Origin of the sequence: Paenibacillus sp. F411 (assembly GCF_017582705.1) — a bacterium.
Classification (GTDB): Bacteria; Bacillota; Bacilli; order Paenibacillales; family Paenibacillaceae; genus Paenibacillus_AQ; species Paenibacillus_AQ algicola.
In genome coordinates this window covers 259932-274748 of record NZ_JAGFIP010000003.1, presented here as the reverse complement: position 1 = coordinate 274748, position 14817 = coordinate 259932, and the positions used below count along the sequence as shown (strand labels likewise).

The 14817-nt window shown below is 49.3% G+C and carries 13 protein-coding genes; 12 read left to right on the top strand and 1 reads right to left on the bottom strand.

Annotated elements, in window-relative coordinates; translation table 11 throughout:
* Positions 1–80 precede the first annotated feature (80 nt).
* The 5 genes from JJQ72_RS05340 to JJQ72_RS05320 are packed head-to-tail and all read left to right on the top strand — an operon-like array spanning position 81 to position 4992.
* Complete coding sequence (locus tag JJQ72_RS05340) at positions 81–2267, top strand: HelD family protein (RefSeq protein WP_208202987.1); 2187 nt, start codon at positions 81–83, stop codon at positions 2265–2267.
* A gap of 55 nt (positions 2268–2322) precedes the next feature.
* A complete protein-coding gene (locus JJQ72_RS05335) occupies positions 2323–3630 on the top strand; it encodes a replication-associated recombination protein A (RefSeq protein ID WP_138225110.1) in 1308 nt (435 codons plus the stop codon).
* Position 3631: 1 nt separating this feature from the next.
* Complete coding sequence (gene crcB, locus JJQ72_RS05330) at positions 3632–4054, top strand: fluoride efflux transporter CrcB (RefSeq protein ID WP_347880722.1); 423 nt, start codon at positions 3632–3634, stop codon at positions 4052–4054.
* Positions 4051–4413 (top strand): fluoride efflux transporter CrcB, encoded by a 363-nt coding sequence (crcB, locus tag JJQ72_RS05325; RefSeq protein WP_208202986.1) that lies wholly within the window; start codon positions 4051–4053, stop codon positions 4411–4413. The genes crcB (JJQ72_RS05330) and crcB (JJQ72_RS05325) overlap by 4 nt, the downstream gene beginning before the upstream one ends.
* A 42-nt stretch (positions 4414–4455) precedes the next feature.
* Positions 4456–4992, top strand: coding sequence for a PCYCGC motif-containing (lipo)protein (locus JJQ72_RS05320; RefSeq protein ID WP_208202985.1), 537 nt, complete (start codon positions 4456–4458; stop codon positions 4990–4992).
* 119 nt (positions 4993–5111) lie between these two features.
* On the opposite strand, the gene JJQ72_RS05315 is transcribed toward JJQ72_RS05320, so the two are convergent.
* Positions 5112–6311 carry an ROK family transcriptional regulator gene (locus JJQ72_RS05315; protein ID WP_138225113.1) on the bottom strand — a complete coding sequence of 400 codons (1200 nt, stop codon included), beginning with the start codon at positions 6309–6311 and terminating at the stop codon, positions 5112–5114.
* 246 nt (positions 6312–6557) lie between these two features.
* On the opposite strand from JJQ72_RS05315, the gene JJQ72_RS05310 reads away from it, so the two are divergent.
* The 7 genes from JJQ72_RS05310 (at position 6558) to JJQ72_RS05280 (ending at position 14779) form a co-directional block, all read left to right on the top strand.
* Complete coding sequence (locus JJQ72_RS05310; RefSeq protein ID WP_138225114.1) at positions 6558–7187, top strand: chromate transporter; 630 nt, start codon at positions 6558–6560, stop codon at positions 7185–7187.
* A gap of 38 nt (positions 7188–7225) precedes the next feature.
* Entirely contained in the window at positions 7226–7759 is a 534-nt protein-coding gene (locus JJQ72_RS05305; protein WP_138225115.1) for a chromate transporter, read from the top strand.
* A 157-nt stretch (positions 7760–7916) separates the two neighbouring features.
* Positions 7917–8762 carry a formylglycine-generating enzyme family protein gene (locus JJQ72_RS05300; RefSeq protein ID WP_233281219.1) on the top strand — a complete coding sequence of 282 codons (846 nt, stop codon included), beginning with the start codon at positions 7917–7919 and terminating at the stop codon, positions 8760–8762.
* 158 nt (positions 8763–8920) lie between these two features.
* Positions 8921–11053, top strand: coding sequence for a helix-turn-helix domain-containing protein (locus JJQ72_RS05295; protein WP_208202984.1), 2133 nt, complete (start codon positions 8921–8923; stop codon positions 11051–11053).
* Positions 11054–11202: 149 nt separating this feature from the next.
* Complete coding sequence (locus JJQ72_RS05290) at positions 11203–12159, top strand: ABC transporter permease (protein ID WP_233281170.1); 957 nt, start codon at positions 11203–11205, stop codon at positions 12157–12159.
* Positions 12160–12171: 12 nt separating this feature from the next.
* Complete coding sequence (locus JJQ72_RS05285) at positions 12172–13047, top strand: carbohydrate ABC transporter permease (protein WP_208202983.1); 876 nt, start codon at positions 12172–12174, stop codon at positions 13045–13047.
* A 70-nt stretch (positions 13048–13117) separates the two neighbouring features.
* Positions 13118–14779, top strand: a complete 1662-nt coding sequence (locus JJQ72_RS05280) for an extracellular solute-binding protein (protein ID WP_208202982.1) — start codon at positions 13118–13120, stop codon at positions 14777–14779.
* The last annotated feature ends 38 nt before the right edge of the window (positions 14780–14817 follow it).

The window sequence follows — 14817 nt, the reverse complement described above, 5'->3', positions numbered from 1 at the left end:
GAGTGTCCTTTTCCTGATCAGGATTCATGATACATGATACAAGTCAGGATACATTTGAGATTCTTAGGAGGTAACTGAAGGTGACGGATGCTTTTCAAAGTGCCTATCAAGAAGAAGAGCGGCATTTAAACAAAACTCTTCATGAAATTGAGCAGCAGCTGGAACGGCTGCGCAGTGTGCCTGTGTATACGGGACATGATTTTACAGAGCAGCTGCTGGAGGCCGGCCGGGAGGAACGGAGGCAGTCGCTTGCCAAGAGCCAAGTTCAGCCCTATTTTGGCCGGCTTGATTTCCATGAGAACGGCAAAGAGCAGCAATATGCATTATACATAGGCAAGACGGGCTTTGACCGGGAAGAGGCCGGGGAATATCCCGTGGTCATTGACTGGCGGGCTCCTGTGGCGAGCCTGTTCTACTCCTTTACCGGTGGAGACGAGCCTGCTTCTTATGAAGCTCCAGAGGGGCTGATCGAAGGCTTGGTGTATCTGAAACGCAACGTCATGATTCGCAAGCAGATTCTGGAACGAGTATCTGACACCTATCAGCGGGGAGGGGGCGGGCCTGCTGTCACTGATGAATTTCTCGTCTACCGTCTGGGGGAGAACAAGGATAACAAGCTGCGGGATATCGTATCAACGATTCAGGCCGAGCAGGACAAGATTATCCGTGCCGCCAAGAACACGGCTCTGATTATCCAGGGCGTGGCGGGCAGCGGGAAGACGACCGTGGCGCTGCATCGGCTTGCTTTTTTGCTGTATCAGTATAAGGAGCAGGTGTCCGCAGACAAAATGATTATTTTCGCGCCAAACCGTATGTTTCTGGACTATATTTCAGAGGTGCTGCCAGAGCTTGGCGTTGGAGATATTCAGCAGCGAACATTTACCAGCTGGGCGCAAGAGCTGCTGGATATGTCGCTGACGGAGCAGGAAGGTGCAGATACCTTGGCCTACTGGTTTGAAACCGAGCCAGGGAAAGGCACGCGGGAGCTGAGTGATGAGATCAGTGGACGGTACAAAGGCTCGATCTCGTTCATGAAGCTGATTCAGCGCTGTATAGAGCAGCTGGAGCATGCGGCGCTGCCGGACATGGATTTCGTACCGTGGGAAGGGGCCCTGCTCCGTAAGGAAACCATACGCGAGTGGTATGAGGCTGAATATAAGCCGTATCCGCTCGCGAAGCGCAAGGAAAGAGTGCTTGCAAGAATGCATCGCTGGGTAGAAATGGAGCTGAAGAAATCGCCATCGCCAGCCGCTCTCAAAGAGCGGAAGAAGAAAGCCTCGCAGCGAGAAAAGTCCTATGCCAACCAATGGCCGAAACTGGAGCCGCTAAATCTGTATAAGCAAATTTTCGGGGTGACAAAGGCTCTATTCTGGGAAGCGGATATGACCAGCAGCATCCCGGAGGCCACTCGCTCTGCGGCGCGCAAGGATTTGAAAAAAGGGCTTCTGCGGGAGGAGGATCTGGCGCCGCTGGTGTACATTCATACCCTGCTTCATGAGATCGAAGGAGAGCAGCGTTTTCATCATGTAGTCATTGATGAAGCGCAGGATTTCTCGCCGTTTCAAGTCGCGTTACTGGACCAATTTGTGCAAGGCCATTCCTTCACCATTTTGGGAGATTTATCGCAAGGCATTCACGGCTATAAGGGCGTGCATGCCTGGGAAGAAATGAGCTCCTGGTTTGACGAGGAGCATCAGGCATATTTTGCGCTCACTCGAAGCTACCGTTCTACGATGGAAATTATCGAGTTCGGAAATATGATTCTGGACAAAGGGGTTCACAGTCCCCTCCTGGCGGTGCCTGTATTTCGAAGCGGAGATCCTGTGCGGCTCATTCCTTATGGAAATCCGGGATCCAGCAGCCGAGTAAAGGAGCTGGCGCGGGCGCTGCGGCATTTAAGTCAAAAAGGGAGCTACCGGACCGTATCCATTCTGACCCGTACCTTGCAGGAGGCAGGAGCACTTCATGCTGCGCTGGCAGCAGAATGGCGTGACCTCAACCTGATCGACGGAAGCGAAGGGACCTATCACGGCGGCTTATCCATTCTTCCGGTGTATCTCTCCAAAGGGCTGGAATTCGATGCCGTCATCCTGGCGGATGCCGATCGACGGCATTATCCGGAGAAGCAATGGGATGCCCGATTGATGTACGTGGGCTGCACGCGTGCTCTGCATGAGCTATGGCTGATGTATGAGGAAGAGCTGCCGGCATACCTGGGATCAGCGGCTGGAGAGAAGGGCTGGCCGGCAGAGCTAGAAGCGCTGTAAGTGTGTTATGATAGATGCAGCATGACCTCAACGATGTACAAAAGGAAGTGTTCGCATGGATTTGTTCTCCATTGGGCGGGAGGAGGACGCGGCCGCACGGCTGCTGGCCGATCGGATGCGTCCTCAAAGCCTCGATGAATATATAGGTCAAGAGCATATTATAGGACCGGGCAAGCTGCTGCGCCGGGCTGTGGAAGGGGATCAGGTCTCGTCCATCTTGCTGTACGGACCTCCGGGCTGCGGTAAAACCACATTGGCGCATATCATTTCCCGGCATACCCAAGGGACGTTCGTCCGATTAAACGCTGTGGACGCCTCCGTCAAGGACGTCAGAGAGGTGATTGAGCAGGCCCAGAATAATCGCTCCCTGTACGGCAGCAAGACCATTCTATTCCTGGATGAGGTGCACCGCTTTAACAGCGCCCGTCAGGACGCGCTGCTGCCTGCTGTAGAGAAGGGGACGATTATTTTTATCGGGGCGACGACAGAGAATCCGTTTCATTATGTTAACGGAGCCTTGATGAGCCGGTCCACCTTGTTCCAGCTGCAGCCGCTTACGAAGGAGCATGCACTGGAGGCCATGCACCGGGCCCTGAAGGACAACGAACGCGGATTGGGATTTATGGACCTTGTGGCAGATGATGACGCACTGGCTCATATATCAGCTATGGCGAACGGAGATATCCGCAGAGCCTTGAATGCGCTGGAGCTAGCAGCCATGACCACACCGCCGGACGCCACCGGAACTGTGCATGTTACTCTGGCCGTAGCTGAGGAATCCATCCGGCGCCCGATTGTAAAGGCGGACGAATCTACCCAGTACGACGTCTTGTCTGCCTTTCACAAAAGCATTCGCGGCTCCAGTGATGCGGCGCTCTTCTGGTTCTTATATGCGGTAGAGAAGCTTGGGATGGATCCCATGACTTTTATTCGCAGGCTGATTGCAGCGAGCAGCGAGGATATTGGCCTGGCGAATCCCCAGGCGATGGTTCAGGCCGTGAGCGCACTGGAGGCCTACCGCAATAACGGCTGGCCGGAGGCCAAGCTGAATATTGCCCAGGCGATTCTTTTTTGCGTGGAAAGCCCGAAGTCCAATGCCGTATATACCGCGATCCATTCGGCCATGGCTTCAATAGAGCAGGTTTCCTCCGCGGAGGTGCCGCTGCATTTGCGGGATACCCACTACAAGGGTGCCGTGAAGCTCGGGCATGAGGGATATCGTTATCCCCATGACTATCCCGGTCACTACGTGAAGCAGGAGTATCTCCCGAGGGAGCTCCAGAACAAAGTGTTTTACCGGGCAACGGAGCAGGGAAGCGAGCAGAAGATTGCTCACAATCAGCGCCTGCGCCAAGGAGAATAACGTGACGGGCTCTATTCCGGGCAAGGGCAAAAATATACTTCTCGTCGCTGTCGGCGGGGCCGCAGGGGCGCTCGCCAGATCTGGTCTGGATGCCGCAATTCCTGCACCCGCCTCCGGCTTTCCGCTGGGCATCCTGCTTGTGAATCTGGCGGGGTGCCTCCTGCTGGGCTGGCTGCTGGGCGGCGGCGCAGCTGCTGTGAAGCTTCCGGCAGAGGCCAAGCTGCTGCTGGGAACCGGTTTAATGGGGGCTTTCACAACCATGTCCACCTTTAGTGTTCAGTTACTTCGACTCCTAGAGAGCGGACAGCACTTGTCTGCACTAGCCTATATCGCCTGTAGTCTGATAGGCGGACTCTTGCTATCCTGGGGAGGCCTCTGGCTGGGAAAAAAGAGTACGCCTCTGAGGGAGGCGGATCGCCGATGATTGCGCTATATATTGCGGTAGGAGGCATGCTCGGTGCGGCAGCACGATATGCGGCCGGGCTGCGTCTCGGGTATTCAGGCAAGGGCTTTCCTAGGGGCACGACCGTCGTAAATGTGTCGGGATCTATGCTGCTTGGCGTCATTGTCGCGAATGAGCAGGCGCTGTCTCCGCAGCTGTATGCCCTGCTGGGCATCGGCTTTTGTGGAGCGTTCACTACATTTTCCACGTTTGGCTATGAGACGGTGACATTGATGATGCAGAAGAAGAGGCGGCTGGCTGGGCTTTACGTGGCCGTCACGCTCATTTTGGGACTGGCAGGTGCGGCGGCAGGGTATTATGCTTCACGACTGATCCTGTAAAGGGGTATACCGGTTTTTACAATGCAAAAGGGGGGAATCATCATGCGTAAATCAGGGGCTCTATGGCTGCTGACAGCGGTCCTGCTGGTTAGCGGCTGCGGCAACGGGGGGGCTCAAGATGATCATGCGGGAGAGCATGCAGCGGAACATGAGGCTGACCATCATCTGCAGGAGCACGGCTCTCAGCACAAGTTGAGTAATGGAGACCTTCAAGAGTTGACGTCATCGGGTGAGGTGCTGCCTTCTTTTCTGGACGGCAAGAGCAATGACATTCGCGCTGTCTACAGCATCGCTGCCCAAATTACAGATGTGCTTCCGTACATCCCGTGCTATTGCGGCTGCGGGGAAAGCGCGGGACACGAGAGCAATCTGAACTGCTTCATTAAAGAGGTACGGGAAGACGGCAGCATACTGTGGGATGATCATGGTACGCGCTGCGGCGTCTGCCTGGATATTGCTGTGGAATCCGCCAAGCTGAAATCCGAAGGGAAGAGCCTGAGTGAGATTCGCGAGGCTGTGGATGCCAAATACGAGAACGGCTATGCAAAGCCAACTCCGACGCCGATGCCGGCCTCATAACGGTCTTCTATCATTGTAAAAAGAGCTCCGAAGGGCGAATTCTCGCCTTCCGGAGCTCTTTTTTGTTATGCACACGATTGTCAGCACCTCAGATCCGTCGCGGGTGGAGGGGCTGAAGCTTACAGCTCAATGGAGTTTCTTAAATGAAGCGCGGCGCCGGTTACAGAGGCAGCCTCCATCAGCTGTCCCTTGGTAAACTGCGGCTTGTACTGTGCGTTATAGCCAGTGTTGGCAGCCGCAATTTGTATGGCCGTATTGTAGTACATCGTATTGGAGTGGATCAGGGCGCCTCCCAATATGACCTTTTCCGGCTGGAATATATGAATCAGGTTGCTAAGCCCGATGCCAAAATAGGATGCGGACTGGCTGAACAGCTCCACCGCGTAGGGCTCAGAGGCCTTCAGCGCCTGAATCAACACATCAAAATTAATCTGCTCCGGGGGCAGCTCCTTTTGCTGCCGGAACAGAGCGCGACCCATTTTGGCATCGGACTGAGCCTTTTGCTCCATGGCTTCAATGGAAGCGTAGGCTTCCAGCGCTCCATAATTCCCCGTATTATTCAGCCTTAATCCCCCTGCCTGGACAATCATTTGTCCGATGGCATCCTCCATATCCATGGCCCCATGAACGATGCGGCCATGAGACATCATGGCAGAGCGGAGGCTGACGCCGGCGTGAACATACAGCACGTGCTGGATGTTCTCATGCCGCAGTGACCACTGCTCTCCAATGAGCGCTGAATTGACCCCGTTCTCCAGAATCGTCCGAAAGCCGGTTTCCTCTTGGAACCATTGGCAGATCGGAACATCACTCCAGCCTCTTGCCGGGAAATATTGCGGATTCAAAATCGTTCCTGTAGACCGGTTCAATGGGCCAACGGCCCCGATCCCGAGTCCCTGGATGCGTTCCGGTGCGATCTGATGGTCCCGAAGAAACATCCGCATATGGCGCAGCACATATTCCTTGAACCGCTCCGGTGTCATGCCCTCATCCATATGCCAGTGAATCAAGGATTTAGGATTCAGCTGCATATCGAACAGGCCGAGAGAGGAATGAATCCGGGATACCTCCAGTCCAAAAATATATCCATAATCCGGTGTGATCCGGTATAGTATGGGACGCCTGCCACCCCGGGAGGGACCAAGATCCGCAGCCTCGATCAAGTGCTGCTCCAGCATTTCATCCAGCAGCCGGGTCAGGGTGCTGCTCTTGATCAGGGTCTTGTGCTGGAGCTCAGCCTTAGTGATGGAGCCGGCTTCTGCAATGAGAGAGTATATGAGCATTTTGGATGATGGCGTGTACAAATCTTCAGTCTGCATAGCGATTTAGGCTCCTTGTGGAAGTTCTATGTATGATTATAACGAAAGCAGGCCTTTTTTTCCAAGAAAAGTCTTTCTTCCAAAGATGTATAAAGTGGTTTAAATAACTACAAATTTGATGAACTTACTCTGAATTAAAATGAAAAATGCTTTAAATTCAAGAATGGTCAAAATACTTAATTCCAAAATGGAATAAAGGTGCTACAATAGAGGTATGAAAGCAAACATCTTTGGAGGTGACCTTCCTTGTCTAACGAACGGCGTCGTTTAATTATAGATCTGTTCAAAGCTTTTTTTCAGATTGGACCATCTACATTCGGAGGCGGATACGCCATGCTGCCTGTCATTGAACGGGAGATTATGGTGAAGCGGGGATGGATGGATGAAAAGGAAATGGCAGATATGATTTCCCTCTCCGGCTCAGCACCGGGAGGCGTTGGCGTTAACGCAGCAGCATTTATCGGGTACCGCAAGGCTGGAGTTCCCGGCGCAGCGGCAGCAGTGATCGGCATTACGCTTCCTACTTTCCTCATTGTCATTTTACTGAGCGTGTTCTACCTGATGTTTCATGACCATGAGAAGACCCAGGCTGCGCTGCAGGGCATTCAAGGGGCCGTCATTGCACTTATCCTCTTAGCCGCTTATCGGATGGCAAAGCAGTCGGTATTTGATATATCAACGGCCGTCATGATGGCTTCCGCAGTCATTATTCTCGTCGTCTTCCCGATCAGTCCGATTTATATGATTGGATTCGGCATTCTGGCAGGTATTGTGTTTATTCAGATCAAGCGCTGGATCGGGCTGTCGATTCAAACTGAGAAGGAAATCGTTGTGAACGCAACCCCTCAATCCTACAGTCCGGAGTATTATATCTAACGGTGTAACGGCTTTACATTAAAGGGGGTTCATTACGCATGCTGCTGCAATTATTTCTTACTTTTCTTAAAATAGGCTTTGTCTCCTTTGGTGGAGGCTATGCCGTCATTCCACTCATTCAATTCGAGGTATCCGAGTACGGCTGGCTGTCGAACGACGAGTTTCAGAGTACGGTGGCGCTGGCCGGAATGGCGCCGGGACCGATTGCCACGAACACGGCGACGCTGATCGGCTTCAAGACCTCCGGCGCAGCCGGGGCCATGGCTGCCACAGCCGGGATTGTACTGCCCTCGCTGCTGATTATTGTCACGCTTGCCACTTTATTTTTCCGGGTTCGCCATAACAGCCTTGTGCGCTCCTCATTCTATGGATTAAGACCCATCGTAACCGGGCTGATCGTTTATGCCGCATTGCACTTCGGCTTTCTCGGTAACGGCGAGGTTGCTGTGACCTGGAGCAGCATTGGCACCCTGATCATCTGCGGCCTTAGCTTGCTGCTTCTGATCCGCTACAAGCTGCATCCGCTGCTGCTCATTCTGGCAGCCGCTGCAGCCGGCATTGTGTTATTCTAAATTAAATTAAAGCTTCCATATTAAAGGGGGAAGAGATATGAGTTCATCCGGTAACTGCTGTGCCGCTAGCCGCAGCAACGCCAATCAAGCCGTTAAGGAGCAGGTGGTGACAGAGGCCACTCTTTTGCCAGGCGAAGGAAAAGAGCATGCCGGGGCGATGGTCAGCCTGCCTGGCGGAGCCTTCTGGATGGGTACGAGCTCTACGGACGGCTTTCCGGCCGACGGAGAGGGGCCAGAGCGCAAGGTCCAGCTTGATGCCTTCGAGATCGCTCCATATGCGGTCACTAATGCGGAATATAAGGCTTTTGTGGATGCTACAGGCTATGTTACAGAGGCTGAAAGCTTTGGCTGGTCTTATGTGTTTCACCTGCTGGTGCCCGAGGAGATCAAGCAGCATGTCGAGCATGTGCCGCGGGATGTTCCCTGGTGGTATGTCGTGGAAGGGGCTTACTGGAATGCTCCGGAGGGTCCGGGGTCTCATGTGGAGGATCGGTTGGATCATCCGGTCATTCATATTTCATGGAATGATGCGGATGCCTATTGCCGCTGGGCGGGAGTCCGGCTGCCTACGGAGGCGGAGTGGGAGTATGCGGCCCGCGGAGGATTGGAGCGCAGAACATATCCATGGGGAGATCTGCTGAAGGTGGACGGCGAGCATCGCTGTAACATCTGGCAGGGCAAATTCCCCGTGCGTAACAGTGAACTGGATGGCTATGTCGGCACCGCACCGGTGGATGCCTTTTTGCCTAACGGATACGGTCTTTATAATATGTCAGGAAATGTGTGGGAGTGGTGCAGTGACTGGTTCAGCCCGGATTACCATCAGACCACTTCCGCGGACAACCCCCGCTATAGTCGTTCTACCGGAAAGCGCTCCATGCGGGGCGGATCCTACTTATGTCACCGCTCATACTGCAATCGGTACCGGGTGGCTGCGCGCAGCTCCAACACGCCGGACAGCTCAACAGGCAATTGCGGGTTTCGGGTTGCTCGATCTTTGTAGTGGTATATGTGTGAGTTATTCTGATAGTAAGTGGTGATCTCATGCTGCGAAATTGGTTTCAGCGTCTGTTCATATCCTACATCTCTATTTTTCTGAGTGTCATTTTTTTGCTGTGTGTGATCTTTTATATCTTTATTCGACAGATGATGGAACAGGACATGGAGCGTCTCAATGCCCGCTACGCAGCATATGTGCTGCAGGCTGTTGAATTTCAATTGCGCAGCATTGATCAAGGCATCATTGACGAAATTCAGACGAGCAGCTTGTTTACACGTTTTTTTGAATCGAGTGGGGATGATTCGCTTCTTCACCTTGAAATGGTTAGGAAGCTTCGTTCATTGATGCTGCAATATCCGCTTATCGACAGCGTATATATTGTGAGGGTAACGGATGGAAAGACTTTAACCAGCAGCACGAGTACTTACTTAAACGAGTTTGGTGACGCGGCATTTTTCATGAATAATATGAGATCTGAAGTAAATCAGAACTGGACAAGCCTTAGAGAATTTCACGAACTAGAAGCGCAGAAGTTAAAAAATGTGGTTTCATTGTTCCGCAGATATCCAATACTTAGTGGAGAATACGGCGGTGTAGTGATCAATATCAGTGAGCAAAATTTAAGGTCGTTCTTAATGGAAGCACAGCAGGATACAGTAAGCTACACAGAACTGTATGATGCGAAGGGCAATCAAATATTTGAAAGCGATATGAATCGCCATAAAGAGCCGCCGATTACAGAGCTGTCCTCTTCCTATACCGGATGGAAGCTATTGAGTGGTGCCCGTTCTACAGAAGGGGGATTGATGTGGTGGTTCTCGGTTGGCAACCGGTGGGTGTTCAGTGCACTGCTATTGATTTTTGCTGGAGGGCTCCTGATTTTCTATGCTTCGATTCGAAACTATCGCCCGGTTAGAAAAATAAGCGATACATTAAGATCCTTTTATATGCGCACCAACCTTAACCCGCCAGATGACCCTGTCAACGATCATGGTATATTTGAGAAGTCGTTGGACGAGCTGGTGGACATTTCAAAAAAATACTGGAATCAGTCCAATGAAGTCCAGCAGTTGAGCCGTCGGCATTTTTTCCGAGAGATTGTTGAGGGGAGCCGGAGGATCGGTCATGACGAGTGGAATGCAGCTATGCATACCTATGCTATGCCGGGACAATTGTCATTTGCATTGGTGGTTAATGTAGAAATTGATCATTATACAGATTTCCAAACACAGTATAATTGCAGAGATCAACAGCTTCTGAAATATGTGCTCGCAACAGCCCACCAAGAGGCCGCACAAAAGGAGCCTCAGCTGCATCTATGGCAGGAATGGATCGCACCGATGAGGATTACGGCTATTGTAAGGTTTAACTCTTTGTCTGCAAAAGAAAATGTGCTCCATGTCTACAAGCAGCTTCAAAGCTGGGCACAAGAGCATTTGAGCTTTTCAGTCACGATTGGCTTAGGGGAAGTTGTTCATGAGCCCGGAGCTTTGGTCGAATCTTATGAACAAGCACTGGAGGCTGCTCGTTATAAGCTGGTGCTAGGGACAGGTATGCTGATCTCTTATCGGGATGTACCGGTGGGTGAAAAAGAAGAACTGTATAACAACTTTATCCAGCTGAGAAGTGCCGTTGACTTGTATCGTCTAGGAAAAGATCATTGGGAAAATAAGCTGTCCGAGCTGTTTGACAGCCTGAAGGTGGACTGGTTTTCATCTGAAGACATGCGCAGTCTCCTGAATTACTTCATCTATTACTTAGAACGAGAGATGCGTAAGCTGCCCCCACAATGGTACCAGGAATGGAATACGGCTGCGTATGAACGATTAAATCAGGCAGCGGACCGCGCAGAGCACCTTGACGAGCTGCTGAAAGAGTGGATCACGATTTTGCAAGAATGCCGTTTATGCTTTGCAGACCGGCTTCATACTCTACAGCACTATTCCGTGATCCGTGACGTGCGGGCATATCTTGAGAATCATTACAGCGATGCAGATATGTCCTTAATTGTGTTGAGTGACCGCTTTAATATTAATGCTAAGTACTTAAGTCAATTGTTTAAAGAAGCGTTTGGTGAGAAGTTTATCGACGTATTGTTAAAGCTTCGGATGGAGAAAGCCAAAGAGCTTTTAAGAGATACTGCTTTAGCTATTCAAGATATTGCGATTCAGGTAGGTTACACAAACGCAATCTCGTTTAGTCAGGCATTCAAGAAGCTTCATGGCATTTCTCCTTCCTATTACCGTAAATCCTTGACGGGTATGGAGTCTTCTGAAAATAATGAGGTCGACTGAAACTAATGCATATATTTTGCTTCTTTCAACAGCCACGGGCCCTTATGGTCTGTGGTTTTTTTTGTATAAGTGAGCAGAAAACTATATGTTGCCGGATTTATTGTAACCCCTTACATTAGGGCTACCAATAACTGAAAGGAGGAAACCTTATGGCACGGAGCATGATCCGTATGCGCGGTAATTCTCAGAAAGCTGTAGATCGTTCATTCAAAAGAAGAGCGAGCTTTAGTAAAACCGCTCCACTGCTAGTAATGCTTGCACCCGTTCTTATCTACTACATTGTGTTTAAGTACATTCCTATGCTGGGACTTGTCATTGCATTTAAGGATTACAATTTAATCGATGGTATTCTTAAAAGTCCTTGGGTGGGTTTTGATAACTTCAGACTGCTGTTCAGTAATCCGCAAAGCCTGAACATTATCAGAAACACGCTTGTGCTCAGCACGCTCTCGGTCATCGTCGGCTTTCCGTTTCCGATCTTAATCGCCTTGCTGCTTAATGAAGCGAGAGTGAAGTGGTTTAAGAAAAGTGTTCAGACGCTGGTCTACCTGCCTCACTTTTTCAGCTGGGTTATTGTCGGTGGGATTGTGTTAACCGTATTTTCACAGGAAACTGGCATTGTGAACACGGTAACTCGTTACCTATTTGGCATTGAAATCCCTTACCTCTACCAAAATACGAGCTGGGTCGCTATTTTTCTCGGCTCTGGAATTTGGAAAGAAGCGGGATTTAGCGCCATTATATACTTGGCTGCATTAACATCGATTAACCCAAGTCTTTATGAAGCGGCAAGTATTGACGGGGCAAGCAAGCTGAGGAAAATATGGCATATTACACTGCCTGCGATCAGGCCTACAATGATTATTTTACTTATTCTGGCTATGGGCCGAATTATGGAGGTAGGCTTTGATCCAATTTTTGTGCTTCAAAATTCAGCAGTCAAAGATGTGGCTGATGTGATCAGTACGTATATCTACACAATGGGGGTTCAAAATGGCTATTATTCGCTAACAACTGCAATGGGCTTGTTTGAATCATTCGTCGGATTAGTTCTGGTCTTGAGCGCAAATCGGGTCGCCCGAAAATTCGGTCAACAATTGTGGTAGGAGGATGACCTGATGATTTATGAAAAGCAAGAACGCTGGTTCTCTATTATGGTTTACTTTATTCTGTTCCTTGCAGGCGCATCGTGCTTGCTGCCTTTAATTTATATTATTTCAGTTTCGTTTAGCAGCTACGATGCAATTGTGACCGGTAAAGTAAGCTTTTGGCCGATTGAAGCTACACTGGATAATTATAGACAGCTGCTTAAAGGAACACGGGTCGTACAAGGTCTCGTAAACAATGTTATTTTGACCGTTGTCGGAACCTTGCTTAGCCTGGGCATGACTATTTTGGCCGCCTATCCATTGTCTCGAGGATATTGCTATGGCAGAAGATTTTTTACATTGGCAATCATTTTCACCATGCTATTTCAGGGTGGGCTGATACCTTCATTCATGCTGATCAAGAATCTGGATTTGATGAACACATATTGGTCTTTATGGCTACCTGGCATTGTGAGCACCTACAACATGCTGATCATGCGGACATTTTTTGAACAAATCCCGGAAGAAATGATCGAGTCAGCACAAATAGACGGTTCGGGGGAATGGCGAATATTGCTTCATCTGATTCTACCGCTGTCTAAACCGGTCCTGGCTACATTGGGGTTGTTCTATGCAGTACATTATTGGAATTTGTTTCTTCCCGTTCTGCTCTATATTACGGAGTCTGAAAAAATCAATCTGACCGTAATGGTGCAGCAAATGATTCAAAGTACGCAGCTGATCGCTTTATTAGGGCAGGACTCTGCGAACATTGACATCAAGCTGACACCTGCTGGAATCAAATCGGCAGGCATTCTGGTGCTAGTGCTGCCATTGATGATGGTCTATCCGTTTCTGCAAAAGTATTTTGTCAAGGGGGTGATGCTTGGTGCGGTAAAGGGATAAGCTCAACTTTGGTATAACGTTTACGATTACACTATGAGGAGTGGGGCAATTGAAAAGGAAGGCAGTCTCTTTGAGTAAAGTATTGGCATTTGTACTTATGATCGCATTTCTGCTTGTAGGCTGTTCACAGAATGAAGCCAATTCACCTTCGCCAACGGTGAAAGACAACGAGGCAGCAACGGATAAGCCTACAATTACAGTCCCTTTTGTAGATTTCGGAGTCATTCCAACCAGCCAGGGTACAGGTGAGCAAAATTTCTGGACGGAATGGATTAATGAGAATGCGCCTGTTCAAGTGGAATTTATGAACATTCCTGTGGCACAGCGCATTGAAAAATATAATGCATTGTTTGCTTCAGGGGATGCGCCGGACCTCATCATGACCTTTGGTGACGAATATATCAATCAACTGATCGATCAGAAGCTGGTGATGCCGATTGATGAGCTGATTGAGAAATACAGCACAGAATACAAAGCGCTGATGGAAAAGTATCCTGAAATTAAAAAGGTAGCTACCAAGTCAGACGGAAATATGTATCAGTTTACTCGTGTTATCGGGTTAAAAACAAACCGGATTATGGTGATCCGTGACGACTGGCTGAAAAAACTCGGACTTGAAATGCCACGAACGACAGAGGAGCTATACGCTGTCGCAGAGGCTTTCGCGAAGGAAGATCCCGATGGTAACGGCAAAGCTGATACTTATGGGATTGGGTTATCCGAAAATAGCCGGAATCTGATCAATGATATCTTCGGCGTTACCAGCTATTATGAAACAGAAGGCAAGCTAACGAGAGATGACGAGCCAAGCCGCCAGGCGCTGAGTTTTATGAAAAAGCTGTACGATAACAATGTGGTTGACAAGGATTTCCTGACCGATGTTAGCGGGGATAAGGAAAAGCAAGATTTTCTGAATGGCAAGCTCGGCATCACCTTTATTAATCAGGGAGCCAGAGCAATGGGGTATGATACTTTTAAAACCTTTAAGAACAATAACCCTGATGGGTCCTATCAGACCATGCCAATTCCTGAGTCTCCAACTGGAAAACATATGATTTATTTAAATCCACCTTTTGAAATGTTTGTGATGGTGAATTCCAAAGCGAAGAATCCGGAAGCGGTCATGAAATATATAGACTTTCTGATTAAAGATTCTACTGGAATTACAATGAGCTATGGAATTAAAGACAAGCATTGGAAGCTCGGAGAGAACGGATGTCCACAAAGCCTGGATTCTGCGCTTTATACAGAAGAAGTGGGATGGAATCGCTTGTATTTTGAATGGCTGTATCCAGAAATGGAATTCGGTCCGTGCCGGGACTTCGTCAGCACGTTAAATCCGGAAGATCCGATGGATGAAGCATTTATTCAAATTGCTAATGATGCTGCTGAATTTTATTTAAACGGGGATCACAAGCCGAGCTTTTTGACTTATGGAAATTACATGCCTCAAATGCCCAAAGAGCTCAATCAAATCGGGTCGACGATGAACAAAACAATTACTGATATTAGGAATAAATCTATCGTTAGCGGAGCTTCCTATACGGTAGATCAAGCCTTGAAGGATGCAGAGGATATTTTTGTAAAGTCCGGTGGTGAACGGATTCTGGAATTCCATAACCAGTGGTTTACTTCAGAGAAACAATCAGACGTATTCTTAAAGAAAGACGTTTATAATTTCTACACCACAAAGCAAAAAGATTTGATGAAAAAACCAGCTGTTGATTTTTAATCCGTACTTACATTTCTAGGAATTGCATTACTTCATCA

Coding starts and splice junctions, on each gene's coding strand:
- JJQ72_RS05335 (WP_138225110.1), top strand. CDS start 2,323: ATGGATTTGTTCTCCATTGGGCGGGAGGAGGACGCGGCCGCACGGCTG.
- crcB (WP_208202986.1), top strand. CDS start 4,051: ATGATTGCGCTATATATTGCGGTAGGAGGCATGCTCGGTGCGGCAGCA.
- JJQ72_RS05320 (WP_208202985.1), top strand. CDS start 4,456: ATGCGTAAATCAGGGGCTCTATGGCTGCTGACAGCGGTCCTGCTGGTT.
- JJQ72_RS05315 (WP_138225113.1), bottom strand. CDS start 6,311: ATGCAGACTGAAGATTTGTACACGCCATCATCCAAAATGCTCATATAC.
- JJQ72_RS05305 (WP_138225115.1), top strand. CDS start 7,226: ATGCTGCTGCAATTATTTCTTACTTTTCTTAAAATAGGCTTTGTCTCC.
- JJQ72_RS05300 (WP_233281219.1), top strand. CDS start 7,917: ATGGTCAGCCTGCCTGGCGGAGCCTTCTGGATGGGTACGAGCTCTACG.
- JJQ72_RS05295 (WP_208202984.1), top strand. CDS start 8,921: ATGGAGCGTCTCAATGCCCGCTACGCAGCATATGTGCTGCAGGCTGTT.
- JJQ72_RS05290 (WP_233281170.1), top strand. CDS start 11,203: ATGGCACGGAGCATGATCCGTATGCGCGGTAATTCTCAGAAAGCTGTA.
- JJQ72_RS05285 (WP_208202983.1), top strand. CDS start 12,172: ATGATTTATGAAAAGCAAGAACGCTGGTTCTCTATTATGGTTTACTTT.